The organism is Bogoriella caseilytica (assembly GCF_003752405.1).
Lineage (GTDB): Bacteria > Actinomycetota > Actinomycetes > Actinomycetales > Actinomycetaceae > Allobogoriella > Allobogoriella caseilytica.
In genome coordinates, this window is record NZ_RKHK01000001.1 from 1,242,747 (window position 1) to 1,268,097 (window position 25,351).

Here is a 25,351-nt window from a genome sequence, read left to right on the forward strand (position 1 = left end):
CGATCCCCGCCGCCCGGCGTCCTCAGCGGCGCAGGGCGGCGGTGAGTTCCTCGACGGTGGTCACCGGACGGTCGCAGACGAAACCGCGGCACACGTAGGCCGCAGCCTCCCCGCCCACCAGCGGGCGCTGGGCGAGCAGCGGGATACCTGCGGCGTCGGGCTCACCGGCGGTGAGCACCAGGCCCGGCGAGGTCGAGTGCCGCACGGCGCGTTCCAGGCCTGCACGGCCCGCGGCGTTCGGCGGGCCGACGACGGCGACCTGCAGCGGACCCGCGAGCTGTGCCTCGGCCACCGCCAGGGTCCAGCTCGCGAAGCGCGGCTCCTGACGGGCGATCGCACCTGCCGCAGCCACGGCACGCTCAGCCAGCTCGCGGTGCTCGGTGGAACCGGTCAGCGCGGCCGACGTGGTCAGGGCGCCGGCGAGCGCGGACGTTCCCGAGGGCTCGACGTTGTCGGTGAGATCGCGGGGGCGGGTGATGAGGCCCTCGCTCGCCACGCGATCCTCGGCGACGTCGTAGAAGCCGCCGTCGTCGCCGAAGAGCTCGACCGCCGTTTCCAGCAGGCGGGTGGCCTCGTGCAGGTATCGGGCCTCGCCGGTGGCCTGGTGCAGGGCCAGCAAGCCTTCGGCGAGGTCGCCGTAGTCGGCCGCCACGCCCTCGGCTGATCCGGCCACGCCGTCGCGCGAAACGCGGCGTAGCCTGCCGTCCACGAGGTGCCGGTCCAACAGCAGCTCGGCGCAGGTGCGCGCGGCGCTCAGGTAGCGCGGCTCCTCCAGCAGGGCCCCGACCTCGGCCAGCGCGGCGATCGCGAGACCGTTCCAGGCGGTGACCACCTTGTCGTCGCGGGCTGGCTGCGGGCGCTGCGCCCGGGCGGTGAGCAAACGCTGACGCGCCTCCTCCCACCACTCCGGGTCGGCCGGGTCGGACCGGAGCTGCAGAGTGGAGGCGCCGTGCTCGAAGGTGCCCGCCTCGGTGACGCCGAGGAGTTCAGCGGCGCGGGCGCCGTCGTCCGGGCCGAGTGCCTCGGCGAGCTGGGCGGGGGTCCACGCGTAGGTCAAGCCCTCGACGCTGTGGCCGGCCTCGTCAGTGGCATCGGCATCGAGCGCCGAGGCGAAAGCGCCCTCGGCGGTGCCGAGGTCGCGGAGGAGGAACTCCGCGGTCTCCCGTACCACCCGCTTCGCAAGGTCCGCCGTCGCGCCGTGGTCCGGAGCGGCGTCTGCCGCGCTGAGCGAGCGCCAGAGGTGGAGGTAGGTGCGCAGGAGCTGCGCGTTGTCGTAGAGCATCTTCTCGAAGTGCGGCACCACCCATTCGGCGTCCACGGAGTACCGGGCGAAGCCGCCGGCGAGCTGGTCGTACATGCCGCCACGGCCCATGGCCTCGGCGGTCTCGGTGACCATGCGCAAGGCCTCGGCGGAGCCGGTGCGCCCATGGTGGCGCAGCAGGAACTCCAGCGCCATCGACGGCGGAAATTTCGGGGCGCCGCCGAAGCCGCCGTTGCTCGGATCGAACTGCCCGGCCAGGGTGGTGACGGCGGCGTCGAGAGCGTGCGCGTCCAGTGGGCTGGAAGGTCCCGACCGCGCCATGCCACCCAGAGCCTCAGTCACGGTGGCCGAGGAACTGAGCACCTGCTCGCGGCGGTCGGTCCAGGCCTCCTGGACGGCGTCCAGCACACGCAGGAAGTGGACCTTGGGGTAGTAGGTGCCGCAGAAGAAGGGCTCGCCCCCGGGGGTGAGGAAGGCGGTCATCGGCCACCCGCCGTGGCCGGTCATCGCAGTAGTGGCGGCCATGTAGATGGCGTCGACGTCGGGCCGCTCCTCCCGGTCCACCTTGACCGGCACGAAGCCGGCGTTCATCACCTCGGCGACCTGGTCATCCTCGAAGGACTCGTGGGCCATCACGTGGCACCAGTGGCAGGCGGCGTAGCCCACTGAGAGCAGGATCGGCACGTCGCGACGGCGCGCCTCGGCGAAGGCCTCCGGCCCCCACTCCAGCCAGTCGACCGGGTTGCCGGCGTGCTGGAGGAGGTACGGCGAGGCGGCGGCTGCAAGTCGGTTGGCCATTCCTCGATGGTCCCCGCTGCAGGACCGCGCCGCAGCTTGGGACCCGATCAGCCACCAGCCTGCACTCCGCCCCTGCGCCCATGGGCAGCGCTACTCTCAGTGCGTGACCGAGCACAGCGCGCCGATCCTCCCCCTGGGCCAGCTGCCCCGGCCTGCTACCGGAGCGGATCTCGCCAGGCGACTTCACACCGCGCTGAGCCGCTACTCCACCGAGGAACTCACCGGCCTCGACAACGCCACCATCGCGGCCACACTCGACGGGCAGGACATCGCCACGCTCGACATTGATCTCAGCGGCGTGGCCGTGGACGGGGACCCCAAGGAGGTCCAGGACACCCCACCCAAGATCCTCAGCAGCGCCCCGGCCGTGGTCCGCCGCGTGACGGTGAGGGCGCACCCGATCCGGATCATGGGCGCGGCGGTCGATGTGCGTGCCGAAGCAGAGGACTTTCCCATCGCCTGGCTGGAGGGCGCGGATCAGTCGCTCTGGCTCGATATGCCCGAAACCGCAGAACCGACCCAGGCCTTCGTGCGCATGGCGGTCAACCAGGACGAGCTCCTCGAGGTCGTGCGCGGCCACGCCCGGGCGGCGGCCTCAGAGGCCGGAGTCACGCTCGCCCGGCTCGATGTCACCCTCCGCTCCAGCGGGCGCAGGAGCGTGCACGTCAGGGGGTTCGCCAAGATCCGCAAGGGCGTTCTCTCCGCCTCGGCACGCTTCCGGGCGGATCTCAATCTGGCGGACGACATGATGCTGTCCATCAGCAAGATCAAGCTCTCCAGTGGCAATCCGTTGGTGGCCGTCGTGCTGTTGTTCGCCCGGAACCACATCGACACCAGCGACCGGCGCATCGACCTCAATGCCGACATGTCACCGGGCCTGCGGGTGGTCGACGCGGGCCTGGAGACCGGCACCGACCTGGTGCTCACGGCGCGTCTCGGCTGAGGCCGGGCCCGGCGCTCACCGGCCGGCGCCCCTGTTCACACTCCGTCGCCAGCGCGCGAGGTCACTGACCGCGAAGGCCGGACGTATCGATGACCAGGTCGGCCAGCCGCTCGGGCTGGTGGCGCCGCAGATGCTCAGCCTCTTGCGCTGCCCACCGGTCCCAGTGCGGGCGGAAGGTCTCGCCATCCCGAGTCAGTGCCCGCTCGCGGCGGAGCCCGCTCTCAGCGGTCAGCCACACCCGGTAGGTGGCCGCCGCAGCCGAGAGCGGCGTCAACGCCCCCACGCCCTCAACCAGCAGGGGTGGGCCAGGCAGGACGGTGTGCCGCGCGATCACACGCCCGAGGTTCCAGTCGTACTCCTGCCAGTGGCCGGCCTCTCCGCGGCTCAGCGGCCGTACCAGATCCTGCGCTGCGGCCTGGGCTGCTGCCCACAGCCCATCCCACCCCTGATACATGGCGTCGAGGGCCACCAGCCGGGGCGCTGCACCCGCTTCCCGCGCGGCACCGATCAACCGGCGAGCCAGCGTGGTCTTGCCCGAGCCGGAGCGCCCGTCGACCAGCACGATGGCCCCGGGATCGAGCAGATGCGGCAACATGGTGCGCACCGCCCGCTCCGAGCTCATCGCCATCCGGTCAGCCTAGAGCGCTCAAGATGCGCGCAGGGCGTTCAGCGCCACCTCGCGCTGCCCGACGTAGCGGGCCGAGGGCCGGATGATCTTCCCCAGCTCCTTCTGCTCCAGGGCGTGCGCGCTCCAGCCGGCCATGCGCGCGCAGGCGAAGAGCGTGGTGAACAGGCTCGCCGGGATCCGGGCGAGGTCGAGCACCACCGCCGCCCAGAACTCCACGTTCGTGGCGAGCACCCGGTCGGGCTTGCGTGCCTGCAGCTCGGCCAGAGCGGCCACCTCCAGGGCGCGAGCGGCCTCGAAGCGCGGGGCGCCGAGGCGCTCGGCTGCGGACCGCAGGAGGCGCGCCCGTGGGTCCTCCGCCCGGTAGATCGCGTGCCCGAAGCCCATCAGGCGCTGCCCGGCATCGAGCACGCCGCGAACGACGGCGCCCGCATCGCCGGTGCGCTCGACCTCCTCGATCAGCGACAGTGCGCGCGAGGGCGCGCCGCCGTGCAGTGGCCCGGAAAGCGCCCCGACCGCGCCGGACAACGCAGCCGAAGCATCCGCCCCGGTGGAGGCGATGACGCGAGCGGTGAAGGTCGAGGCATTCATTCCGTGCTCAGCGGCGGTGATCCAGTAGCTCTCCACGGCCTGGACGTGGCGCGGGTCGGGCTCTCCCTGCCAGCGGATCATGAAGCGTTCGGCTGCGCTACGGCCGTCCTCGACCACGCGCTGGGGCACCACGGCGCCCAGGCCGCGCGCCGACTGCGCGGCGAGGGCGTGAGCGGTGGCCGTGGCCTGGGCCAGGTCCTCCCGGGCCTGTGCCGCATCGATGTCCACGAACGGGCGCATACCCAAGCGCGGCGCCAGTGATGCCAGGCCGGCCTGCAGGTCCGCGCGGGGATCCCCCGTGGCCGGCAGCACTGCACCGGGCTCCGCGGCGGGAAGCCGCGTGTTCGGATCGCCGTCCACGAGCAGACCCCAGACGGCGTCGAAGTTCAGCACTCCGACCAGTTCTTCGACATCGACGCCGCGGTATCGAAGCGTGCCACCGGCGCGGTCGGGCTCGGCGATGTGGGTCTCGAAGGCGACGACGCCGGCGAGTCCGGGACGCAGGGCTGCGGTATCAGTCATGCCGTCATGCTGGCCGCCTGCCAGCATGACGCAGATATTGACGGAATCAACCTCGCGCGAGGTCGCCTCCCGTGCGAGTCCACCCCCGTGCGTGCAAGATCACCGCGTGCGCACGGGCAACCACCGTGGCCTCAGCCTCAGCCTCCGGCGACGGCGCGCGGGCGGTATCGCAGACCGTGTGGCTGTTCCTCCAGCATGTGTGCCGTCCAGCCCACCATGCGCGCCACCGCAAAGATGACCGCCGGGGCGCGATCATCCAGCCCGCCAGCCACCGTGAGGGCCGCAAGGGCGAGATCGACATTCGGCCAGGCGCCATGGCGACGCAGGACTTCCGTGCTCAGGCTTTCCACGGCCGCCGCGCCCTCGGGCGACAGAGCGGCCACACGCTCCAGAAGGAGCTCTGCTCGCGGGTCGGTCTGCTCGTAGACCGCATGGCCGAACCCCGCGGCCGGCGGTCCGACCAGCCCGCCGCGCTCCATCCACTCGCGCAGCAGCACGGCCGCACGGATCCCGGCGCCGCCATGGCGCGAGCCGCGCAGGACCGCCAACCCCGCCAGGAGGCAGGACCACGGGTCGGCGCGGGTGCTGGCGGCAATCCGCACCGCCAGCGTGGACGCGGCCAGCTCATGATCCATCAGCACCACCAGCGCAGTCTCGATCGCGGCGAACTCAGCAGGCCCGGCCGTCCGCCCCGCGAGCGCGCGCCACAGCTCGCCGGCCACTCTCCCGGGCTGCTCGGCCACCGGAGCGCCCGGGGCCACACCACCTCGCGTCGGGCGATTCGGAGCATCCCCTCCCGCCACCCCCACCACTGCGGGCGCGAGCTGGATGGCGCCACGCGCCACCGTGAGGACGTGCTCCCGTCCGAGATCCTCGCGGTGCTCATCGGCTGCTCCGGCGAGCGTCAGCGCCAGCACGAGCCGGTCACGGGGATCAGCTGCCCCCGCGACCGCCACCTGCTCGGCAGCGCGTCGCCAGTCGGGGTGCACCGGGGGCCATGGCACGCTGTCGTCCTGCCAGACCAGGGCCGCGGCCTGCTCGAATCCCTGCCCGGCCAGGTCCCCGATGTCGTGACCTCGGAGGAGGAGCCGCCCCCGCGGATCGAGGGAGGTGACGTCCGACTCGATCAGGGTGCTCACCACGCCCGCGCGGGAGCGGGCGCGCTCGGCGGCGAGGCCGAGCACTTCCGCGCGGTCGAAGAAGGAGACGCGGCGACCCTCGACCACCTCGCTGACGCGCCCCAGCACACCGCGCGAGACGTAGGCGTAGACGGTGCTCGGTCGCACCCCCAGCGCCTCGGCCGCCTGCGCTGTCGTCAATCGTGCCTCCACGCTCGCATCGTGCCACTCGCGGCTGGGATGCGGGAGCGGTCACCCGGTGCCACCGTGGGTTCCACGCCCCACGCAAAGCGAGAGGACTACCCATGCGCGCAGTGACCTGGCAAGGCCGGGAGAAGGTCTCGGTCGAGACCGTGCCCGACCCCGCGATACTGGAGCCGACGGACGCGATCATCCGCGTGACCTCCACCGCCGTCTGCGGATCGGACCTCCACCTCTACGGCGTGCTCGGCCCCTTCCTCGAGGCCGGCGACGTCCTGGGCCATGAGCCGATGGGGATCGTGGAAGAGGTCGGTGCCGAGGTGAACCACATCAAGCCCGGTGACCGCGTGGTGGTGCCCTTCCAGATCGCCTGCGGCACCTGCTTCATGTGCGTTCGCGGCCTGCAGACCCAGTGCGAGACCACCCAGATCCGCGAGCAGGGCATGGGCGCAGCGCTCTTCGGCTACACCAAGCTGTACGGCCAAGTGCCCGGCGGCCAGGCCGAATACCTCCGGGTCCCCCAAGCCCACTACGGCCCCATCCCAGTGCCGGACGACGGGCAGCCCGACGAGCGCTACCTCTTCCTCTCCGACGTCATCCCCACGGCCTGGCAGGCAGTGCGCTACGCCGAGATCCCTGACGGTGGCTCCGTGGTGGTCCTGGGTCTGGGGCCCATCGGGCAGATGTGCGTCCGTGTGGCCCGGGCACTCGGCGCGGAGACCGTGATCGGTGTGGACCTGGTGCCCGAGCGCCTGCAGATGGCCGCGCGACATGGCGCCCACACGCTGGATCTGCGCTCCCTGGGCGCCGAGGGCAAGGACGGCCTGAAGGACGTGGCCGCCCTCACCGAAGTGGTCCAGGACCTCACCGGTGGTCGCGGCCCGGACTCCGTGATCGATGCCGTCGGCATGGAAGCACACGGCTCGCCGTTGGCGGAGACGGTGCAGAAGTCCGCGAACATGCTCCCCGACGTCGTCTCCCAGCCGCTCTTCACCGCAGCGGGCGTGGACCGCTTGGCCGCATTGCACGCAGCCATCTCCCTGGTGCGCCGTGGCGGCACCATCTCGCTCTCCGGCGTCTACGGCGGCATGGCCGATCCGCTCCCGCTGATGACCCTCTTCGACAAGCAGGTTTCCGTGCGCATGGGGCAGGCGAACGTCCGCCACTGGCTCGACGAAGCCCTGCCCTACGTCACCGACGACGCCGACCCCCTGGGCACCCTCGACCTACGCACCCATCGGATGGCGCTCGAGGACGGCGCCGAGGCCTACGCCACCTTCCAGGCCAAGGACGACGGCGCGATCAAGGTCGTCCTGGACCCCGCGCTGCCCGCTGGCAGTGGCGGGCGAACCGCCCCCGAGGCTGTCGGGGACCTCCGATGAGGGTCGTGGTGGTGGGAGCCACCGGCCATGTGGGCACCGCCGTCCTGACTGCTCTGGCCGACCAGGACGACGTCGAGATCCTCGGCATCGCCCGGCGCCTACCCGACCGCACCGTGGCTCCCTACGACGCGGCCGAATGGACTACCGCGGATGTGGGGGCCGAGACACTCTCGGATCGTGCCGAGGACGAGCTCATCGACGCTCTCGCCGAGGCCTTCGCGGGCGCGGATGCCGTCATTCACCTGGCCTGGCTCATCCAGCCCAATCACGACCGTGCACTGCTGCGGCGCACGAACGTGGAGGGAACCCGCCGGGTGGCCCAGGCCTGCGCCCGCGCCGGAGTGGGGCAACTGGTCTGCGCCTCCTCCTGGGCCGCGTACTCACCGCAACCGGAGCAGCACGACCTCTCCCTGCAGGACGAGTCCTGGCCGGTGCACGGGGTGCCCTCCTCCCACTACTCGGTGGACAAGGCCGCCCAGGAGCGCGTGCTGGATGAGCTGGAGTCCCAGCACCCGGGCATCGTGGTCACTCGCATGCGCATGGCGCTGGTCTTCTCCCGCCACGCCGGGGCGCAAGTGGGCCGCTACTTCCTCGGCCCCTGGGTGCCCCGTTCGGTTCTGGCGCCCGGCCGCCTGCCGGTCCTGCCCTCCCCGATCGGGCTGCGCGTGCAGGTGGTCCACGCCTCCGACGCCGCCCGCGCCTACGTCGCGGCGGTCCGGCGCAAGGCCGGGGGTGCCTTCAACATCACCACCGGAGAGGTGCTCGGCGCCGCCGAGCTGGCGGAGGTGGTCGATCACGGCCTGAGCCTCCCGCTGCCGAGCCGCGCTCTGCGACCCCTGTGGCACTACGCATGGCGGGCGCGCATCGCCGCCGCCGACCCCGGGTGGCTGGACCTGGCCACCAGCCTGCCTGCGGTCGATCCGGGCCGCGCGCGCCGGGAACTCGGCTGGCAACCACGCCACGACGCGCGCTCCGCCGTGCGCGACATGCTCAGGGGCCTGACGCAGCGCACCGGACGACCCACCCTGCCGATGCGGGCGCATGACCGCGCCTTCGAGGGCGTTCCCGGTCAACGGCCCGGCCTGCGGGGGCGAGGCCAGCTGACCGGCAGTGGGCCCGTGGACCGCAAGCTGCTGCGGTTCTACCTCGACGATCACCTCACCGGCGCCTCGGGCGGCGTCCAGCGGATCGAGCGGATGGCCCATGCCTATGCGGACACCGTGGCCGGGGACGAACTCCTCCTCCTGGCCGCGGAGATCGGCGATGCCCGGCGTGATCTGATCGGCGTGATGGACCGGCTCGGCCTGCGCCGGCGCCAGCACCGTCACGCGGCGGCCTGGGTGGCCGAGCGCGGGGCCCGGCTCAAGACCAATGGCCGGATCAGCACCTCACCGCTCTCCGCTCTGCTGGAGCTGGAGATCATGCGAGCCGCGGTCACCGGCCAGGCGGGTCTGTGGCAGACCCTGACGGACCTCGCCGAGGAACTCGGCCTGGATCGAGCAGCCATGGAGCAGCTGAGCCGGCGTTCGGAGGGTTTCGCCGAACGCCTGGCCGATCTGCACGGCCGCGTCCGCACCTCCGCCCTGCGGGTGCCGGAGCGGGTCGACACCACCGACCCGGCCACCCTCAACGCGGTGGGAGCGGCCACCGACATGGTCGAACCCGGCGAGGGACGAGTCCATGAGTGAACTGCGCACGGTGGGCGTGGAGGAGGAGATGCTGCTCGTCGAGCGCGCCACCGGCCACGCCATGTCCCTGCAGTCGCAGGTGCTCGCGGCCATGCCGGAGAACCCGCCGGATGGCGAGATCGAGGGTGAGTTCGCCCGCGAGCAGATCGAGGTGGGCTCTGCCCCGCACGAGGACCTCGCCGTCCTGGCCGCAGAACTGAGCGAGTGGCGCCACCGTGCGAGCGTGGCCGCCCGTCATCAGGGCGCGGCCGTGGCCGCACTCGGCCTGTCCCCTACGCCCACGGTGCCCCACCGGGCACCGGGAAGCCGGTACGCGCAGATCGCCGAGCGCTTCGGCGTCATCGCGGCCGAGTTCCTCTCCTGCGGCTGCCACGTGCACGTCTCGGTCGACGACCGAGACGAGGCCGTGCGGGTGCTCGATCGTATCCGGCCCTCGCTCCCGCTCCTGACCGCCCTGTGCACGAACTCCCCCTTCCACGCGGGCGCCGACACCGGCTACGCGGGATACCGCACCCTGCAGATGGACCGCTGGCCCTCTGCCGGCCCGGTCGAGCCCTTCGGCTCTGCTGCCGGCTACGACGAGGCCATCAGCCACATGCTCGCCACGGGTGTGTTGCTGGACCAGGGCATGGTCTACTTCGATGCCCGTGTGTCCCACCGCTACCCCACCATCGAGATCCGGGTGGCCGATGTGTGCCTGGACGTGCGTGATGCTGTGCTCCTCGCCGCGCTCTGCCGGGCGCTCGTGGAGACCGAAGCCCAGGCCACGGATGAGGCCGTGCTCCCCTCGGTGCCGGTGCTGCGCCTGGCCCGCTGGCAGGCGGCGGGCTCCGGTGTGAGTGGCGATCTGCTGGACGCACGCACCCTGAAGCCCGTGGCCGCCTGGGAGGCGATCGGCGCGCTGGTGGACCGGCTGCGCCCGGCCCTGGAGCGATCCGGTGACGTGGAACTGGTCGAGACCGCACTGGCCAGGGTCCGCCGCCACGGCACCGGAGCGGACCGCCAGCGCCGGGTCTTCGAGCACACCGGCTCCATGGCGGACGTGGTCGCCGATGCCACTCGCGTGACGATCGGTGCCGATCACGATCAGTCTTAGGCTGAGGCCATGCCCGACGCACCACGCGACCGCCTGACCAGCCTGCTGCGCCTGCGGAACCGGCGGCGCGGAGCCACCGGCTTAGTGCTCTCCGGCGGTGGCTCGCGCGCCGATTTCGAGATCGGCGCCCTGACCTACCTCTATGACCGTGTGGGTATCGAGCCCACCGTCATCACCGGCACCTCGGCTGGCTCCATCCTGGGAGCCGTGCTCGCCCAGCATTCCGACGCTGCCGGCCAGCGACGGGCGCTGGGCCGGCTGGAGCGGCTCTGGCGTGAGATGGCGGACAGCTCGGAGATGTTCACCCCGAACGAGTGGTTCGTGCGGCTACGCCAGCGCGGCCCCGAATGGTTCGCGGCGCTGCAGCGCCAGCAACGCCAGAACCCGCTGGGCCGGACCTTTGCGCGGGTCGCTGCCTCCGGGCCGTTGCCTCTGCGGCTCCCGCGGGCCGAAACCGACGACAGTAACGGCGCCCTCGGCGTGCTCGAGCTCCTCACCGCGCTGCGGGAGGTGGGCCGTGCCCGCCCCGACCTAGCGGTGATCCTGCGCGGCGCTGAACGGGAGAAGGCCCTCTACGAGCCTGGTCCGATCGTGCAGCGGCTCGCAGAACCCGACTTCTTCTCCCCCGCACGCGTGGCCAGTTCGGGGGTGACACTCCGCATCGCGGCCGTGAGCCTGGAGAGCGGCGAGCTGCACTACGTCACCGAATCCGGCGGGATGGTCGACCGGGAGAACCGCGAGCTGCGCGGCGATCCGGTGGACATGGTCGAAGCCGTCCATGCGTCTTGCGCCATCCCTGCGGTGTTCCGGCCGGTGCCCTTGCGCCAGGAGACCTACGTGGACGGCGGCGTGCGCGAGACGCTGCCGGCCGAGATCGCCATGACCCAGCTGGGTGTGGGGCGATGTTTCGCGGTGGTGGCCTCCCCGCCGGGGGTTCCGCGCCAGGCCAGCTACCGGGACAAGGACATGCTCTCGGTGGTGATGCGCTCCTCGGTGGGGATCATGACCGATGAGAGCCTGCGCGATGAGGTGGAGTGGGCCCGCTCGGCCGGCGCCACGGTCATCGCGCCGGAGATCGAGATCCACGACATGCTCACGGTCAACCCTGGCCTCACGGCGATCTCCCTGGACTATGGCTACGTGCGCGCCGCCGAAGCGGTCGACGCCGCCTCCGCGCGCGAGGTGGCGCTCACCCGTGAGCTGTTCATCCTGCGCCGCGAGATCTGGCGCGCCGAGGAGCAGTTGCTCATCCGGCTGGGCCTGGTCGAACCCAGTGAGAACGACCTGCTCGAGAGCCCGGGCGGCGGCACCACCGACGCACCGGAGGCCTCACCTGCGGAAGCGTCCCGGCCCGCAGAGGCGGACTCGACGGACGCGGTCGCAGGAGGGCCGGCGTCCAGACCGGGCGCTCGGACCGAGGTCGACCCGAGTGCGCAGACGCTCACTGAGATCGCCGCCCGCAAGCGCAAGCTCCGCAGCCTGCTGAGCCAGGTGCCCGCCCGGCGTCTGCCTCCCGGGGCCCAGCGCTGGTGGCGAGGCTACGAGGGACACACCGCGGAGGTCCCCCTGCCCCCGATCTGGCGATGAGGGCGTGACGCACCACTCCCGACCGTGAGTGACACCACGTGACGCCATAAAGAGTTGACGTGACATCACGATGGTGCCATAGTGGCGTCATGGACCTTTCGCGTTACCTTTCCTCCCTCCAGCAGGCACTGGCAGGCTCAGCCGACTCTGCCGGTCCGGAGGTCCAGGAAGCGGCCAACCGGCTCGCGATCACCCTCGAGCCCGCACTGCGGCTGACCCTGATGGAACTGGCCGCCGATGTGGCAGCAGAGGTCACCCTCAAGCTCGACGGTGACTGCGTCGAGTTGCGTCTGCGCGGAGGCAACCCCGAGATCGTCGTCGAGCGCGCCTCGGCGGCCGAGACAGAGATTCCCGCCCCTCCCACGCCGCCTCCGGCGCCCACCCCTGCCGAGGACGGCTCGACCGCTCGGATCTCGCTCCGACTCCCCGAGGGCTTGAAGAATCAGGTGGACGAGGCGGCCGGCCGCGAGGGAGTCTCAGTGAACAACTGGCTGGTGCGGGCCGTCCACACCGCCGTCAACCGCCCCGAGGCCACGAGCTCCGGGCCGGTCACAGACCCCTGCCGCCGCGGTCCGCGGCGCCTCGACGGCTGGGTCCACTAGGCGCCCACCCCCCTTTTTTCACCCTGCAACATCAGGAGAACACCATGCACACCCACCCAGATCTCGAGCACCTGGCCATTCGCGCGGCCACCAATGACCGCATGCCATACCCCATCCTGCTCGGCAAGACCGCACCTGGCGACCCTCGCGGAGCCTCCCGCCGGCGCGGCCTGGCCGGATTCTTCCGCCGTCACGAGGAGAGCTGAATCCATGCGGCACGAGTTCGCTGCTGCCGGGCCGGTTCACCTCGATGGGCAACTCCGTTCCTCGGATCTGACCATTGAGGAGGGAGAGGGGCGGGTCACCGTGGACATCGACCACGGTCCCGAGCCCGAGTCCGTGGAGGTGACCTTCTCCGGCGGTGTGCTGCGTATCGAGGTTCCCCAGCTGCGACGGGCTTTCTTCGGCGGAGGGCGCTCCTACCAGATTACGGTCCGACTGCCGGCAGGATCCTCGCTGAACCTCACCACCGGATCCGGTGACGTCACCAGCCGCGGCGAGTTCGGCCATGTGGACGTGCGGAGCGGTTCCGGGTGCGTGCGGGCCACTGCTGCACAGGAGCTTCGCATCGCCTCCGGTTCAGGTGATGTCACTGTGACATCACTGGGCGGTGGTTCGGTGCGCACCGGATCGGGTGCCATCTCGATCGAACGAGCCACCGGCGTCCTGCAGGTGGGCTCCGGTTCGGGGGACATCGAGATTGGCCGCGCCAGTGTCGTGGAGGCCAAGACCGCCTCTGGTGACCTCTCCGTCTGGGACATCGCCGGCCGGGCCACGCTGCGCACCGCCTCCGGCGATCTGCACGTGCGGCATGCCCTCAATGGCTCCGTGGACGCGGTCAGCGCCTCCGGTGATATCACCGTCGGCATTGCGGCCGGCACCGCAGCACGCTTGGACTGCTCCACCGTGTCCGGTTCCACCCGCTCCACCCTCGCCTCTGCTACCGGCCCGGGGGAGAACGCGGAGACCCTGGAAGTGCGCTCGCGCACCGTCAGCGGCGACATCCTCATCGAGCGCGCACGCTGACCAGCCCGGATCGGTGGCAACGTCACCCGCTGACCGCCGCAGCCCGACCTAGCCGGGTGTGCCGCCGGGGAGCTGGTTCCGGCCGAAGTCATTCAGGAACCGCGGGCCGCGCGTGGCGAGTTCCCGCTCGATCTCTGCCGACCACTGCGCGAAGGGTCGCGCGGACAGGGCATCGTTGGTGAAACGCGGATCGTCCGTGACCTCGGTGACGCAGAACTCGGGGATGACCAGATCGGTCACCGGGCCGCCGCGTTCGCACTCGGCGATGATCAGCGGCGCGTTCTGACCGAGAAAGGCGTCGATCGCCCAGCCGTCCGTACCGAGCCACAGCGAGTGGCGATACTTCACGATGGGCCGCCCGCCCCGGCGGATCATCTCCACCCCCACGCCGGCGTCAAGTTCGCGTTCCGCCTCGTAACGGGTCCCCGCGACCTCGGGGCCTTTGGCGGTGAGCCCGCAGAAGCTGATCTGCGGGGTGATGCGCTCCAGGACCGCGGCCAGATCCAGGCCCGGGCCCAGATCCACCGCCGCTCCGCCGTCGAGCGCGGTGGCCGGAGCCTGCACCCGGACCCGCAGCGCATAGCCCTCGGAAGCCAGGAAGTAGCTCTGCACGATCAGGACCGGATCGTGCTCAGCGCGGACCTCGGCAGGGAGGTCGCGGACGAGGAACTTGCGCTCGAACTCGAAGTCCCCGTAGCCGATGTCGCTCATCGCTCTACCTCCTCACCCTGTGATGTGACGGTACCGCGCCGGCGCCCGCCACGGGGACAGGCGCTCCAGCCGTGAGGGACACTCACTCCTCGGTGCGTACCTCCAGAAGCAACCGCTGCTCGGGGTTGAGCTGGGGCAGCTGGATCCCGGTGGTGGCGAGCACCCGGCCGGGCAGCGTCGTGCCCTCGAGCCACCATGCCGTTCGTGCCTCCGTGGGGGCAGCGTCAGCGCCGCCGGGCAGCAGTGGTCTCACGCGGTAGCGTCGCTCGGGATCGAGCCCGGGCAGTCGCACCATGCCAGGCGTGGTGAAGGGGGAGGTGCGCAGTGCCGTCAGGGCGTAGAGGGCGCGCTCCTGATCGGCCCCGACGACGCCCTGCAGGGTCAGGGACTCGTCCGGGTGGTCGGCGTGGACCACCGAGCCGGAGTGCAGCAACTCGCGGTTCTGCCGGTAGAGGGCGATCCAGTCACCGAGCCGGCTGAGCTCCTCCTCGGTCGCGCTGGTGAGGTCCCATTCGATGCCCATGTGGGAGAAGAAGGCGGTCGAGGCGCGGAAGTCGATGCTGTGGTGGCGCCCGGTGGTGTGGTTGACGGTGGAGGCCACGTGAGAACCCACCAGTTCCGGGGGCAGCAGCAGGGAGGTTCCCGCCTCGATCTGCTGGCGTTCGAGCGGGTCGATACAGTCCGAGGCCCACACGCGCACGCACCGTTCCATCACGCCGAGGTCGATCCTGCCGCCGCCGGAAGAACAGGACTCGATCTCCAGCCCGGGCTTCGCTGCGAGGAGTTCGTCCATCAGGTGATAGACCGCTCGGGTCTGCTCGTGCACCACCGCGCGGCCGCTGGCCTGGTTGCCGGGCTCGGTGAGATCGCGGTTGTAATCCCACTTGATGTAGCTGATCGGGTATTCCTCCACGATGGCCAGCATCTGATCACGCACGTGGGCGTAGGCCTCCGGGATGGTCAGGTCGAGCACTTGCTGCTGGCGGGCCTCCAGCGGCCAGCGCTCGGGCCGCGCGGCCAGGATCCACTCCGGGTGGGCACGGGCGAGCTCGGAATCAGGGTTGACCATCTCGGGTTCGAACCACAGGCCGAACTCCATGCCGAGGCCACGCACGTGGTCGACGAGCGGCCAGAGCCCGTGGGGCCAGACCTCGGGCGAGACCACCCAGTCGCCCAGACCGGAGCTGTCATCACGCCGCGATCCGAACCAGCCGTCATCGAGGACGTAGCGCTCCACGCCCAGCGACGCCGCGACATCCGCGAGCTGCTTGAGTTTCTCGAGGTCGTGATCGAAGTAGACGGCCTCCCACACGTTGATCTGCACCGGGCGCGGCGAGGTCGGATGTTCCGGGCGCTGTCGCAGGTACTGGTGGAATCGCCCGGCCATCTCATCGAGCCCGTCGCCGTGACTGAAGTAGAGCCACGGGCCGGTGTAGGTCTCATCCCGCCCCAGCTGAACCTCGCCCGCGTGGAGCAGCTCGCCGCCGGCGAGCAGGGCGACGGCGTGATGATGCCGCTCGGCGTAGAGCCTGGTGTTGCCGGACCATCCCACGTGCAGGGCGCGGATCTCGCCGCTGCGCCAGCCGAAGCCGGTCGGCCCGGCCGCCATGAGGGAGGAGACATCGAGCGCGCGGGCGCGCCGGTTCTCACGCAGATGGGTGCCGAGGGTGAAGGCGTGGCGCTGCGGCGAGCGTTCGCGCGCCCAACGGCCGGTGAAGTCGAGGATCTCCTGCGCCTCGGTGGGCACCGGGAGGTTCAGATCGAGGCTGTGTAGCGAGAAAGCCCGGTCCTCCCGGTTGGTCACCGCAGCCCGCATACGCGCCAGACCGGAGGAGCTCAGCTCGATCTCCAGGGTCAGATCCAGTCCGCTCGGAGCATCGGTGGCTGTGATGACGGCCCGCTCCGCCATGGAGAACCCATCGCCTGCCGCGTGCTCGATCGCGGTGACACGGAAGGCGGTGGAGAAATCGGCGCCCTCACGATGGCCGGTCAGGCCCGGTGTCCCCGGCCACCCGGCCGACTGCTCGGCCAGCACGCTCAGGTGGACCGCGGCGTCCACCTGGGCCGCCCCTGCAGGCGGGCGCGCCGCCAGCCGGAGATGCTCGATGTCGTGCTCCGTGATCGCACCGAGGGAGTGGCCCCAGTGCAGCACGCGAGGCAGGTGTCCCTCCGCGCAGTCCAGGAGCAGCGACACGCCGGCGGCCTGCAGATGCACGTGGTCGGGGAGCGCGTGGGAGGGGGTGGTCACAGGTCAACTCCTTCGTCGGTGAACACATCGTGGCAGCGCGGGAAAGCCCAGTTCACACGCTACGCGCGGAGCTCGCGGCCCGGGATGCAGCTGACACTGCCACGCCCTACGGTCAGAAGACGGGCTCGCCCGGATGGGAGGACCAGATGAACGACAAGGAGCGCGACGCCGACCGCGAGCGCTACCGCCGCGGCCTGCCCGATCACCATGATCCGACGGCCGGCATCGGCGGTGCACCACCGGCACGTAGCGCGCTGACCCTTCGGCTGATCCTGGCGAATCTCGGCTTCGTGCTCGCCGTGATCTTCGGGGTCTTCGCCTGGACCCGTGACTTCCCGCTCGTCGTGGTCATCGTCAGCGGAGTCATCGCTCTGATCGCCGCGATCAACAGCGCGGTCGTGACGCGCCGCAAGCTGCGCGGCGAGCCCGGCTGACCGGCTAGAGCCCGGCCTTCTCGCGCACCTGGCGCTGGATGCGGCCGAGCATTCCCGCCATGCCCCGCAGGCGAAGCGGGCTGATCGCTTGGGTGAGGCCGAGCCGCTCCGAGACGTCGCCCGGCAGGCCCACGATCTCGCCGGCCGTGAGGCCGTTGAGCCCTTCGTGCAGGATGCCTGCGAAACCCCGCGTGGTCGGGGCCTCGGCCGGGGCGGAGAAGAACAGCTCCGTGACGGCCTCCGGTCCCGTGCCCTCGACCTCGGCGACGAGGAAGATCGGCGATTGGCACTCCGGTACCGGCTCCAGCAGCTCGGGGTGCTCGGCGTAGCGCTCGGGCAGAGCTGGGAGCGATCGCGAGAAGTCCAGCAGGAGCTGGATCCGCTCGGGTTCCGGCATGGCCTGGAAGTCGTCCACCACTGCCGCGAGGGGAGCCGGGAGGGTGCCGGGGGAGGTCATGGAACCAGCCTAGGCGAGGCCACCGCGGACACGCACCCGCCCGCTCGATCCCGTACCCGGCCTCGCGGTGTCCCTGGTCATTCCCGGCCCACCAGTCCGGCACGAAACGCGATGATGACGGCGTGGACACGGTCTCTGGCGCCGAGCTTCAGGAGGATGCGCCCGACATGGCCCTTCACCGTCGATTCGGCCAGGAACATCGCCGCTTGGATCTCTCTGTTGGTGTGGCCGCGGCCGATGGCAGTGAGGATTTCCCGCTCCCGTTCGGTGAGTTGATCGACAAGCACCCGTGCGGCCGCCTGCTGATCCGAGTTCCCGTCGGCGGGCTCCCGTGATCCGATCCCGGGGTCGGTGAGCCGGTGCAGGAGGCGCCGGGTGGCGCTCGGGGCGAGCACCGCATCCCCTGAGGCCACCGCTCGGATCCCGGCCAGCAACTCCGCCGGTTCGGCATCCTTGGTCAGGAACCCGCTCGCGCCGGCCTGCACGCCGTCCAGGACGTACTCATCGACGTCGAACGTCGTCAGCAGCAGCACGCGCGGACCGGCGGCGCTGCCCTCTCTCCCCCCGGTGATGTGCGCGGTCGCGGCGATGCCATCCATGCCCGGCATCCGGATGTCCATCAACACCACGTCGGGATTCAGCTCCGAGACCAACCGGACCGCCTCGACGCCGTCAGCGGCCTCGCCCGCGACGTCGATGTCCGGTTGGCTCGAGAGGAACATGAGCATGCCCATGCGCTGCAGGGCTTGGTCATCGACGAGGAGGACGCGGATCACGACTGCTCCCCGTCCAGGCCCGTCAAGGCGCCGGACTCTGGAGCGTCGGGCACGCCGGCGGGGATCGTGGCCCTGACCCGCCAGCCGTTGCCGTGCGGACCGGCTTCGAGTGACCCTCCGTACGCTTCGGACCGCTCCCGCATACCCACGATCCCCTGGCACTCGGCGAGCCTGGATGATCCCGGATCGCTGAGGGCTCCCGGCGCTGCGCCAGGGATACGGGCGCCGTCGTCCTCCACGGTGACGGCGAGGACATCCCGTTCCAGGGTGAGGGTGACCCGCGAGCCGGCCTGCGGTCCGGCATGGCGGAGTGTGTTGGTCAGCGACTCCTGCACGATCCGGTAGGCAGCGAGTTGCCGTCCGGCCGAGAGGCCCGCCAGCGGTCCCAGGCGTTCGAAGTTGACCTGCAGACCGGCAGTGCGGAAGGAGTCGATGAGCCCCTCCACCTCGGCGACCCCGGGCGGCGGGGTCAGAGCCACTCCCCCCACGCTGCGGTCCTGGCGCAGCACGCTCAGCACTCTCCGCACCTCCCGAGCCGAGGACCGGCTCGTCGCTCCGATGGCGTGGAAGGCCTCTTCTGCCCGGGCCGGCTGAGTACGCACGGAGACCGCCCCGCCGGTCGCCAGAGAGGTCATCACCGAGAGGTTGTGGCCGATGATGTCGTGCATCTCCTGCGCAATGCGCGAACGTTCGGCGACGACCGCGGCCCGGGCGGCCTCCGCCTGTTGTGCGTGGACCTGCTCGCGACGGCCGTGGATCTGCAGGCCGAGCAGGTAGGAGGCAGCCGCCATGGCCAGGACGGCCACGGCAGTGGGCAGCCGATGGGGCATATCGGCGGACTCGGTGACAGGGACGGCCAGCGCGATTCCCGTGGCTCCCGCCGTGACGATCCCGGCCCATAGCGGGGAGCGCGAGGCCTCCCGCAGTCCGAGATTGAACAGCATGATCCATAGGGCCAGAAAACCCCACGGCAACGCTGCCTCCACGAGCAAAGCGGTCGCTGTCGTCAGCAGCAACACGAAGAAGCCCACCATTAAGGCACCGAACGGAAACCGCCGCCGGAAAATCGCGGCACCATGCAATAGAACTAAGGCGATGAGAGCGACAGCGTCCGGCTGACTGGTGGCGTAGAGGCAGACAGTCAGGGTCAGAACCGGCAGGCCGATATCCCACCACAGCGGCCGGCGCTGGTCGAGATCCCGCGCCCGTTGCAGCAGTTCGGCCATCTCTCTATCGTCCCACGTCGCGGGTCTTCAGCAGCCACCAACCGGCACCACCCAGCACCGTTAGCCACCCGAGAAGAACGACCGCAGCGGTTCCTGGCCCGTAGGAATCCTCGGCGATTCCCGCGGCGCTGAACACCTGGATGGCAGCCAAGGGCATGAAATCAAAAACGCCGTGCAGAGACTCGGGAAGGAACGTGGGAAGGATCTGCGGGCCCATCTGGAAGAGACCGAAGTATAGGGCGATGGCACCGGCCGCATTGCGCACGAGGATCCCCAGTGCAATGCCGAAGACCACCCCGTAGGGCAGGATGAGGGTTCCCGCCAGCATTCCCCAGAAGATGTCTGGGTGAAAAGGGCTGAGCCCTTGCGCGGCGGGAATGGTCCCGGTGATCTGCACGAGGGCGTACAGCACGGCGGTGCAGAAGCCGGCCAGCACTGTCGCGACAGCACAGGCCGAGGCGGCCTTGGCGATTAGAACCCCCGTGCGTCGTGGTGCGGCCACCATGGTGGAGCGGATGGAACCACTGCTGTACTCACTGGTGACGCTCAGTACCCCGAAGATCACCAGGACCAGCATTCCCACCGGGTAGATGGCGGTCCAGCCGAAGGGAATGTGCCCGCCCTGGCCCCCGAGCACCTCACCGTCGATGATCATGTACGAGCAGAGTCCCAGCACCACGACGAAGGCCGCTGCGAAGGTGATCCAGAGAGAACGCACGGAGCGCACCTTGGTGAGTTCAGCCTTCAGCAGACCCATGGCCGTGACGCGGCTGCCGTGGAGATCGCCGGCAACGGCATCGGGGATGGCAGCTGGGGCCCGGTGCCCCCTCGTGGCAGCGGCGCTCATCGGTTGGTCCCCTCGGTGTTGTACTCGACAGAGTTCTGGGTGATCGTCATGAACGCTTCCTCCAGCGTCAGGCCATGGGCGCTGAGCTCATGGAGGATCGCCCCTTCTGCAGAGGCGATCTCGCCGATCTCGGCGGCGGTGCGGCCGCTGACCTCCAGGCGATGCTGTTCGGTGGAGGCGACAGTGACCCCCGGGCCCTGCAGCGCGGTGGCGAGGCGCCCGGCATCGGGGGTGGTGACCCGGACCGTGCTCGGTCCGGCCGAGGCGAGGACGTCCTCGACCGTTCCCGAGGCGAGCATCTTTCCTTGACCGATGACCACCAGGTCCTCCGCGATCAGGGCCAGTTCGCTCATCAGGTGCGAGGACAGGAAGACGGTACGGCCCTCGAGCGCGAGGCGAGTGAGCAGGCGCCGCATCCAGAGGACGCCGTCGGGGTCCAGGCCGTTGACCGGCTCGTCGAGCACCAGCACCTCGGGATCGCCGAGCAGGGCTGCGGCGACGCCGAGGCGCTGGCCCATACCCAGTGAGAACCCGCCGGCTCGGCGCCCGGCCACGCTGCCGAGCCCCACCATGTCCAGCAGATGGTGCACACGCGCCCGGGGGATGTTGTTGCTCTGAGCCAGAGCCAGCAGGTGGTGGTAGGCGGTGCGGCCAGGGTGGACGGCCCGGGCGTCCAGCATGACACCGACGTGCCGCAAGGGATCCGGCAGGTCGGAGTATCGCTGACCCCCCACGCTGATGTGCCCATCGGTGGGTCTGTCGAGCCCCACCAGCATGCGCATGGTCGTCGACTTCCCGGCGCCGTTCGGTCCGAGGAAACCCGTGACGACGCCGGGGCGGACGAGGAACGACAGGTCCTCCACGGCGGTCTTCTCGCCGTAGCGTTTGGTGAGGTGCTCCGAGATGATCACCGAACTGACGCTACGGGCGGCGCATCTGGGGCACATCGGCCCCGGGTACGGACCCGTGGGGGCCTTGCGGTACCGCGGTCTGGCATCCACGGTACGGAGCCGCCGATGCCCGTCCCTGCGCCGGTGGCCACGTGCGGCGGCGCCTGCCTGTGATCGAGACGGCGCGGCCGGGCATTCGACCGCGCCGCTCGTGCCTTACTTCCCCGGGACCTCTCCGGGCTCGGAGCCGACGGCGATCGGCACCCGGACGGCGTTGCCCCATTCTGTCCAGGAGCCGTCGTAGTTCTTCACGTCCTCGAAGCCGAGGAGGTGCTTGAGCACGAACCAGGTGTGGCTGGAGCGTTCGCCGATCCGGCAGTAGGCGATGACCGGCTCGGAGTCCTGGAGCGACTGGTCCTGCAGGTAGATCTGCTCGAGTTCCGCGCGGCTGCGGAACGTGCCGTCCTCATTCGCGGCCTTGGCCCACGGCACCGACTTGGCGCCGGGGATATGACCACCCCGGAGCGAGGCCTCCTGGGGGAAGTCGGGCAGGTGGGTGGTCTCCCCGGTGTACTCCGCGGGCGAGCGCACGTCCACGAGTTGCCCGCCGAGGAAGGCGAGCACGTCATCGCGATAGGCGCGGATCGGAGCGTCGTCGCGCTCGATGACGGGGTAGTCGGTGGGCTCCGGGCTGGGCACCTCGGTGGTCACCTCGCGGCCTTCGGCCTGCCACACGGCACGGCCGCCATCGAGCAAGCGGACATCCGGGTGGCCGAAGAGGCTGAAGACCCAGAGCGCGTAGGCCGCCCACCAGTTGTTGCGGTCGCCGTAGAAGACCACGGTGTCCTCGCGTGAGATGCCCTTGTCCGAGAGCAGTTTCGCGAAGCCTTCGCCGTCGAGGTAGTCGCGGGTGACCGGGTCATTGAGCTCGGTGTGCCAGTCGATCTTGACCGCACCGGGAATGTGCCCGGTGTCGTAGAGGAGCACGTCCTCGTTGGACTCGACGACCACCAGCCCGGGGGCCCCGAGGTGCTCGGCGAGCCACTCGGTGGAGACGAGGCGCTCGGGATGGGCATAGGTCGCGAACTTGGGATGGTTGTCCTGCGGCAGTGCCATGATTCCTCCTGGACGTGCAGCTGGTGGGTGAGGGACCACGTGGGTCCGCCGGTGCTTCCCAGTCTGACGGGCCGGGCCACGGCCCACATCCGCGCGGCGGCTGTGTCCACGATCCGGACTACCGCAGGGAGCCGTCGCTAGGCAGCCACGGCGAAGCTCGCGGCGAGCCACGCGCAGGCGAGGATCAGTGTTCCCTTCTGGACCAGGCCAGTCCAGGCAGCATCCTTCTCCCACGCGCGGTTGAAGGCGGCGACGCCGGCGATGAGTCCCGCCGCCACCACCGCGGCGACAATGCGGGTCGCTCCGTGCTCACCGGTGAGGGCGAGCACCGCAGGCATGGCCGGCATGACGAAGAAGACCACCGCCCCGGCCGCGTCATGGCGGCGATGCGTGGCGGAGAAGTCCTCCGGATCATCCTGGGCCGTGCCGGGCGGATAGCCGCGCATCGGATCCATCGGGAAGCACCCCGACACCACCAGACCGAGACCGAAGACCCCGGTGGTTGCTGCAAGAGGGAGAGGCCCTGCAAGCGCGAGCCCGACAGATCCGAGGGCGATCGCCAAACCGCAGAGGATGAAGTTGGCGGTCTGCAGCCACCCGCGGGCACCGGTCGCCAGCGCGCTCACTGTGTGCCGCGCTGAGGAGTAACCGCTTCGCAGCCACCCGTCCACGAGAAACACCACCGGGAAGGCCAGTGCGCCCCCCGCTCCGATCCACAGCAACATCGTTCTCTCCCGCTCGGCCGACCGGCCCCGTCCGAGAACCGGTCTCCGACATCCCACCAACGTCTTCCGGTGAGCTGAAGTGCCGATAGTCATGGCCGGCGGCTGGCCTGCAGCGGGCCAGAGCGCGACGATCTCTACCTCGGGAGCGAGGTCGAGCTGGTGGGCGGCTACCTTCCCGCGGTCGCAGCCCTGGTGCCCCCCGCGGGGAAGAAACGCCTGAGTCCGAGCGCCACGTAGACCAGGCCGATGAGCACAGGGACCTCGATGAGCGGGCCGACCACGCCGGCGAGTGCCTGCCCGGAGGCTGCGCCGAAGGTGCCGATGGCCACCGCGATGGCGAGCTCGAAGTTATTACCCGCGGCGGTGAAGGCGAGCGTGGTGGTCCGGGCGTATCCGAGCCCGATCACCCGCCCCACCGCCATGCCGAGCACGAAGGTGACCACGAAGTAGATCAGCAGGGGCAGCGCGATCCGCACCACGTCGACGGGCCGGGCGATGATCTGCTCGCCCTGGAGTGCGAAGAGCAGCACGATGGTGAACAGCAGGCCGTAGAGCGCCCAGGGCCCCAGCTTGGGCAGAAAGCGGCCCTCGTACCAGTCACGCCCCTTGGCGCGCTCGCCCAGGACGCGGGTGAGGAAGCCGGCGACCAGAGGTATGCCGAGGAAGACCAACACCGAGATGGAGATTGCCCAGAAGGAGAACTGCGCGCTCGTGGTCTCCAGCCCCAGCCAGGTGGGCAGCAGCTGCAGGTAGAACCAGCCGAGGGCCGAGAAGGCGAGAACCTGGAACACGGAGTTCAGGGCCACCAGCACGGCGGCTGCCTCGCGGTCACCGCAGGCGAGGTCGTTCCAGATCAGCACCATGGCGATGCACCGGGCGAGCCCGACGATGATCAGGCCCGTGCGGTATTCGGGCAGATCGGGTAGGAACAGCCAGGCAAGCGCGAACATCAGCGCTGGGCCCACCAGCCAGTTCAGCGCGAGCGAGGCGATGATCAGCCGCTTGTCGCGGGCCACGCGGCCGGTCTCGTTGTAGCGGACCTTGGCCAGGACCGGGTACATCATGAGCAGCAGGCCGGCGGCGATCGGCACCGAGACATTCCCGATCTCGACGGCGTGCAGCCAGGCGCCGACGGCTGGGACGAAGGCGCCGAGCGCCAGGCCGCCGGCCATGGCGGCCACGATCCAGACCGGTAGGTACTTGTCGAGCGTGGAGAGCCTGGCCACCACCGCTGCGTCGTCGGGCACTGCGGGGCGCTGCTGGCTCGGCGCGCTCACTGCTGCTCGCCGAGCTGTGTGGCAAGCAGTTCCTCGTACAGGGCCGCGACTCGGGCAGCGAGGTCCTCGCGGATCAGTCGCATCCGCTCCATGCCGGTGATGCCGCGCTCGGAGGGTTCGTCGGTGACCCATCGCTCGACCGGGGCGGAACCGACCTCCTCGAGCTGGACCTCGTTGCCGATGAGCACCACGCGGTCGACGGCGTCGAGCAGCTCTGTGGCAATCGGCTTGGGGTGTTCTCCGGTGAGGTCGGCGCCCAGCTCATCCAGAGCCGCCACCGACTCGGCATTGAGCGAGGATCCGGGCCTGGTGCCAGCGGAGTGCACGCGGATGGCGGTGCCGGCGACGTGCCGCATGAGACCCGCGGCCATCTGAGACTTCCCGCCGTTCTTCACACAGACGAAGAGAACACTGGGCTGGGTGGTCATGCTGGCTCCTGGCAGAGAAGACTTGACGCGGCGATGTTACCTCAATGATTATTGAGGTATGGCCGTGATGGGGGAATCCCCCGAGATCGAGCGTCGCGCAGCGCTGCATGGCGCGCTCGCCGATCCGGCGCGGTTACGCATCGTCGATGCGCTGGCGCTGGGCGATGCCTCCCCCTCCGAACTAGCCGGCTCTCTGGAGATCTCCTCCAACCTGATGGCGCACCATCTCGGAGTCCTCGAGCGGGCTGGCCTGACCACCCGCCACCGCTCCGAGGGTGATGGGCGGCGCTCCTACGTCCGGCTGGCCGAAGTGTCGTTCAGCGGACTGTGCATCCCCAGACATCAGGCGGCGCCGCGCGTGCTCTTCGTGTGCACCGGAAACTCCGCCCGCTCCCAACTTGCCGCGGCGCTCTGGCAGCAGTGCTCGAGCATCCCTGCTACCTCCGGCGGCACCCGTCCGGCCGCACAGATCTCGCCGGACGCCGTCGCCGCTGCCCAGCGCCACGGCCTCGATCTCTGCGCCTCCACACCACGGCACGTCTCGGAGGTGCATCACCCGGGCGACCTGGTCATCACCGTCTGTGACCGCGCCCGGGAGTGCCTCGAGATCCCCATCGACCTGCACTGGTCCATCGCTTCCCTCGGCAGCGCCCGCAGCCACGAGGCCGTGGACGCCGTCTTCGAGGAGATCGCCCAGCGCGTCCACACCCTCGCCCCGCACCTCAACCCCCCGACGTCGTCATGCCCGCCAAGCCCAGTGTGATGTTCGTCTGCAT

The 25,351-nt window shown here is 70.4% G+C and carries 25 protein-coding genes; 10 read left to right on the forward strand and 15 right to left on the reverse strand.

Translation table 11 applies throughout. The features are described 5' to 3' along the window. Positions 1–22: 22 nt before the first annotated feature. Positions 23–2,059, reverse strand: a complete 2,037-nt coding sequence (locus tag EDD31_RS05550; RefSeq protein WP_123303279.1) for a thioredoxin domain-containing protein — start codon at positions 2,057–2,059, stop codon at positions 23–25. Positions 2,060–2,162: 103 nt separating this feature from the next. On the opposite strand from EDD31_RS05550, the gene EDD31_RS05555 reads away from it, so the two are divergent. Continuing rightward, on the forward strand, positions 2,163–3,002 hold the full coding sequence (locus tag EDD31_RS05555; protein WP_148058873.1) for a hypothetical protein: 840 nt from the start codon (positions 2,163–2,165) through the stop codon (positions 3,000–3,002). 61 nt (positions 3,003–3,063) lie between these two features. On the opposite strand, the gene EDD31_RS05560 is transcribed toward EDD31_RS05555, so the two are convergent. The 3 genes from EDD31_RS05560 to EDD31_RS05570 all read right to left on the reverse strand — a co-directional run bounded on the left by EDD31_RS05560 (position 3,064) and on the right by EDD31_RS05570 (position 6,071). Beyond that, positions 3,064–3,630, reverse strand: coding sequence for a nucleoside/nucleotide kinase family protein (locus tag EDD31_RS05560; RefSeq protein WP_211336063.1), 567 nt, complete (start codon positions 3,628–3,630; stop codon positions 3,064–3,066). Positions 3,631–3,648: 18 nt separating this feature from the next. Beyond that, the gene (locus EDD31_RS05565; protein ID WP_123305180.1) at positions 3,649–4,740 is read right to left on the reverse strand and encodes a citrate synthase 2; all 1,092 of its coding nucleotides are present in this window, start codon (positions 4,738–4,740) and stop codon (positions 3,649–3,651) included. A gap of 137 nt (positions 4,741–4,877) precedes the next feature. Beyond that, complete coding sequence (locus EDD31_RS05570; protein WP_123303281.1) at positions 4,878–6,071, reverse strand: citrate/2-methylcitrate synthase; 1,194 nt, start codon at positions 6,069–6,071, stop codon at positions 4,878–4,880. A 92-nt stretch (positions 6,072–6,163) separates the two neighbouring features. Between EDD31_RS05570 and EDD31_RS05575 the strand changes: the two genes are divergently transcribed. From EDD31_RS05575 to EDD31_RS05600, 7 genes are all read left to right on the forward strand, one after another. After that, the gene (locus EDD31_RS05575; protein WP_123303282.1) at positions 6,164–7,441 is read left to right on the forward strand and encodes a zinc-dependent alcohol dehydrogenase; all 1,278 of its coding nucleotides are present in this window, start codon (positions 6,164–6,166) and stop codon (positions 7,439–7,441) included. Further along, a complete protein-coding gene (locus EDD31_RS05580) occupies positions 7,438–9,129 on the forward strand; it encodes an NAD-dependent epimerase/dehydratase family protein (protein WP_123303283.1) in 1,692 nt (563 codons plus the stop codon). Before EDD31_RS05575 ends, EDD31_RS05580 begins: the two co-directional genes overlap by 4 nt. Next, positions 9,122–10,225, forward strand: coding sequence for a carboxylate-amine ligase (locus EDD31_RS05585; RefSeq protein WP_123303284.1), 1,104 nt, complete (start codon positions 9,122–9,124; stop codon positions 10,223–10,225). The genes EDD31_RS05580 and EDD31_RS05585 overlap by 8 nt, the downstream gene beginning before the upstream one ends. Positions 10,226–10,234: 9 nt before the next feature. Continuing rightward, positions 10,235–11,812: a patatin-like phospholipase family protein gene (locus tag EDD31_RS05590; protein WP_123303285.1), complete on the forward strand. Its 1,578-nt coding sequence runs from the start codon at positions 10,235–10,237 to the stop codon at positions 11,810–11,812. An 89-nt stretch (positions 11,813–11,901) separates the two neighbouring features. Further along, positions 11,902–12,414 (forward strand): histidine kinase, encoded by a 513-nt coding sequence (locus EDD31_RS05595; RefSeq protein WP_123303286.1) that lies wholly within the window; start codon positions 11,902–11,904, stop codon positions 12,412–12,414. Positions 12,415–12,458: 44 nt separating this feature from the next. Next, positions 12,459–12,620 carry a hypothetical protein gene (locus EDD31_RS14710; RefSeq protein WP_170163202.1) on the forward strand — a complete coding sequence of 54 codons (162 nt, stop codon included), beginning with the start codon at positions 12,459–12,461 and terminating at the stop codon, positions 12,618–12,620. A gap of 4 nt (positions 12,621–12,624) precedes the next feature. Next, positions 12,625–13,440, forward strand: coding sequence for a DUF4097 family beta strand repeat-containing protein (locus tag EDD31_RS05600; protein WP_170163203.1), 816 nt, complete (start codon positions 12,625–12,627; stop codon positions 13,438–13,440). 48 nt (positions 13,441–13,488) lie between these two features. On the opposite strand, the gene EDD31_RS05605 is transcribed toward EDD31_RS05600, so the two are convergent. Together EDD31_RS05605 and EDD31_RS05610 are read right to left on the reverse strand one after the other, a co-directional pair. Then, positions 13,489–14,151: a CYTH domain-containing protein gene (locus EDD31_RS05605; RefSeq protein ID WP_123303288.1), complete on the reverse strand. Its 663-nt coding sequence runs from the start codon at positions 14,149–14,151 to the stop codon at positions 13,489–13,491. Positions 14,152–14,233: 82 nt separating this feature from the next. Next, positions 14,234–16,399 (reverse strand): alpha-galactosidase, encoded by a 2,166-nt coding sequence (locus EDD31_RS05610; RefSeq protein ID WP_123303289.1) that lies wholly within the window; start codon positions 16,397–16,399, stop codon positions 14,234–14,236. Positions 16,400–16,545: 146 nt separating this feature from the next. Between EDD31_RS05610 and EDD31_RS05615 the strand changes: the two genes are divergently transcribed. Next, positions 16,546–16,833: a hypothetical protein gene (locus tag EDD31_RS05615; RefSeq protein ID WP_123303290.1), complete on the forward strand. Its 288-nt coding sequence runs from the start codon at positions 16,546–16,548 to the stop codon at positions 16,831–16,833. A gap of 4 nt (positions 16,834–16,837) precedes the next feature. Here EDD31_RS05615 and EDD31_RS05620 read toward each other — a convergent pair whose 3' ends face one another. From EDD31_RS05620 to EDD31_RS05660, 9 genes are all read right to left on the reverse strand, one after another. After that, complete coding sequence (locus EDD31_RS05620) at positions 16,838–17,290, reverse strand: SufE family protein (protein ID WP_123303291.1); 453 nt, start codon at positions 17,288–17,290, stop codon at positions 16,838–16,840. Positions 17,291–17,367: 77 nt separating this feature from the next. Further along, complete coding sequence (locus EDD31_RS05625) at positions 17,368–18,066, reverse strand: response regulator (RefSeq protein WP_123303292.1); 699 nt, start codon at positions 18,064–18,066, stop codon at positions 17,368–17,370. Continuing rightward, a complete protein-coding gene (locus EDD31_RS05630) occupies positions 18,063–19,292 on the reverse strand; it encodes a sensor histidine kinase (protein ID WP_123303293.1) in 1,230 nt (409 codons plus the stop codon). The genes EDD31_RS05625 and EDD31_RS05630 overlap by 4 nt, the downstream gene beginning before the upstream one ends. Before the next feature lie 4 nt (positions 19,293–19,296). Then, positions 19,297–20,139 carry an ABC transporter permease gene (locus EDD31_RS05635; RefSeq protein ID WP_123303294.1) on the reverse strand — a complete coding sequence of 281 codons (843 nt, stop codon included), beginning with the start codon at positions 20,137–20,139 and terminating at the stop codon, positions 19,297–19,299. After that, a complete protein-coding gene (locus tag EDD31_RS05640) occupies positions 20,136–21,050 on the reverse strand; it encodes an ATP-binding cassette domain-containing protein (RefSeq protein ID WP_211336064.1) in 915 nt (304 codons plus the stop codon). Before EDD31_RS05640 ends, EDD31_RS05635 begins: the two co-directional genes overlap by 4 nt. 195 nt (positions 21,051–21,245) lie before the next feature. Next, positions 21,246–22,145, reverse strand: coding sequence for a sulfurtransferase (locus EDD31_RS05645; RefSeq protein ID WP_123303296.1), 900 nt, complete (start codon positions 22,143–22,145; stop codon positions 21,246–21,248). 137 nt (positions 22,146–22,282) lie between these two features. Beyond that, entirely contained in the window at positions 22,283–22,870 is a 588-nt protein-coding gene (locus tag EDD31_RS05650) for a DUF998 domain-containing protein (protein ID WP_123303297.1), read from the reverse strand. A gap of 167 nt (positions 22,871–23,037) precedes the next feature. Continuing rightward, a complete protein-coding gene (gene arsB, locus EDD31_RS05655) occupies positions 23,038–24,117 on the reverse strand; it encodes an ACR3 family arsenite efflux transporter (protein WP_425453722.1) in 1,080 nt (359 codons plus the stop codon). A gap of 26 nt (positions 24,118–24,143) precedes the next feature. Next, positions 24,144–24,575: an arsenate-mycothiol transferase ArsC gene (locus EDD31_RS05660; RefSeq protein ID WP_123303299.1), complete on the reverse strand. Its 432-nt coding sequence runs from the start codon at positions 24,573–24,575 to the stop codon at positions 24,144–24,146. 67 nt (positions 24,576–24,642) lie between these two features. On the opposite strand from EDD31_RS05660, the gene EDD31_RS05665 reads away from it, so the two are divergent. Then, positions 24,643–25,338, forward strand: a complete 696-nt coding sequence (locus EDD31_RS05665) for an arsenate reductase/protein-tyrosine-phosphatase family protein (RefSeq protein WP_123305182.1) — start codon at positions 24,643–24,645, stop codon at positions 25,336–25,338. Positions 25,339–25,351 lie beyond the last annotated feature (13 nt).

What these genes read in the sequence shown, in the direction of transcription:
- EDD31_RS05550 (WP_123303279.1), bottom strand. Translation starts at nt 2,059, where the DNA reads ATGGCCAACCGACTTGCAGCCGCCGCCTCGCCGTACCTCCTCCAGCAC.
- EDD31_RS05560 (WP_211336063.1), bottom strand. Translation starts at nt 3,630, where the DNA reads ATGGCGATGAGCTCGGAGCGGGCGGTGCGCACCATGTTGCCGCATCTG.
- EDD31_RS05565 (WP_123305180.1), bottom strand. Translation starts at nt 4,740, where the DNA reads ATGACTGATACCGCAGCCCTGCGTCCCGGACTCGCCGGCGTCGTCGCC.
- EDD31_RS05575 (WP_123303282.1), top strand. Translation starts at nt 6,164, where the DNA reads ATGCGCGCAGTGACCTGGCAAGGCCGGGAGAAGGTCTCGGTCGAGACC.
- EDD31_RS05580 (WP_123303283.1), top strand. Translation starts at nt 7,438, where the DNA reads ATGAGGGTCGTGGTGGTGGGAGCCACCGGCCATGTGGGCACCGCCGTC.
- EDD31_RS05585 (WP_123303284.1), top strand. Translation starts at nt 9,122, where the DNA reads ATGAGTGAACTGCGCACGGTGGGCGTGGAGGAGGAGATGCTGCTCGTC.
- EDD31_RS05590 (WP_123303285.1), top strand. Translation starts at nt 10,235, where the DNA reads ATGCCCGACGCACCACGCGACCGCCTGACCAGCCTGCTGCGCCTGCGG.
- EDD31_RS05595 (WP_123303286.1), top strand. Translation starts at nt 11,902, where the DNA reads ATGGACCTTTCGCGTTACCTTTCCTCCCTCCAGCAGGCACTGGCAGGC.
- EDD31_RS14710 (WP_170163202.1), top strand. Translation starts at nt 12,459, where the DNA reads ATGCACACCCACCCAGATCTCGAGCACCTGGCCATTCGCGCGGCCACC.
- EDD31_RS05600 (WP_170163203.1), top strand. Translation starts at nt 12,625, where the DNA reads ATGCGGCACGAGTTCGCTGCTGCCGGGCCGGTTCACCTCGATGGGCAA.
- EDD31_RS05605 (WP_123303288.1), bottom strand. Translation starts at nt 14,151, where the DNA reads ATGAGCGACATCGGCTACGGGGACTTCGAGTTCGAGCGCAAGTTCCTC.
- EDD31_RS05615 (WP_123303290.1), top strand. Translation starts at nt 16,546, where the DNA reads ATGAACGACAAGGAGCGCGACGCCGACCGCGAGCGCTACCGCCGCGGC.
- EDD31_RS05620 (WP_123303291.1), bottom strand. Translation starts at nt 17,290, where the DNA reads ATGACCTCCCCCGGCACCCTCCCGGCTCCCCTCGCGGCAGTGGTGGAC.
- EDD31_RS05630 (WP_123303293.1), bottom strand. Translation starts at nt 19,292, where the DNA reads ATGGCCGAACTGCTGCAACGGGCGCGGGATCTCGACCAGCGCCGGCCG.
- EDD31_RS05635 (WP_123303294.1), bottom strand. Translation starts at nt 20,139, where the DNA reads ATGAGCGCCGCTGCCACGAGGGGGCACCGGGCCCCAGCTGCCATCCCC.
- EDD31_RS05645 (WP_123303296.1), bottom strand. Translation starts at nt 22,145, where the DNA reads ATGGCACTGCCGCAGGACAACCATCCCAAGTTCGCGACCTATGCCCAT.
- EDD31_RS05650 (WP_123303297.1), bottom strand. Translation starts at nt 22,870, where the DNA reads ATGTTGCTGTGGATCGGAGCGGGGGGCGCACTGGCCTTCCCGGTGGTG.
- EDD31_RS05660 (WP_123303299.1), bottom strand. Translation starts at nt 24,575, where the DNA reads ATGACCACCCAGCCCAGTGTTCTCTTCGTCTGTGTGAAGAACGGCGGG.
- EDD31_RS05665 (WP_123305182.1), top strand. Translation starts at nt 24,643, where the DNA reads ATGGGGGAATCCCCCGAGATCGAGCGTCGCGCAGCGCTGCATGGCGCG.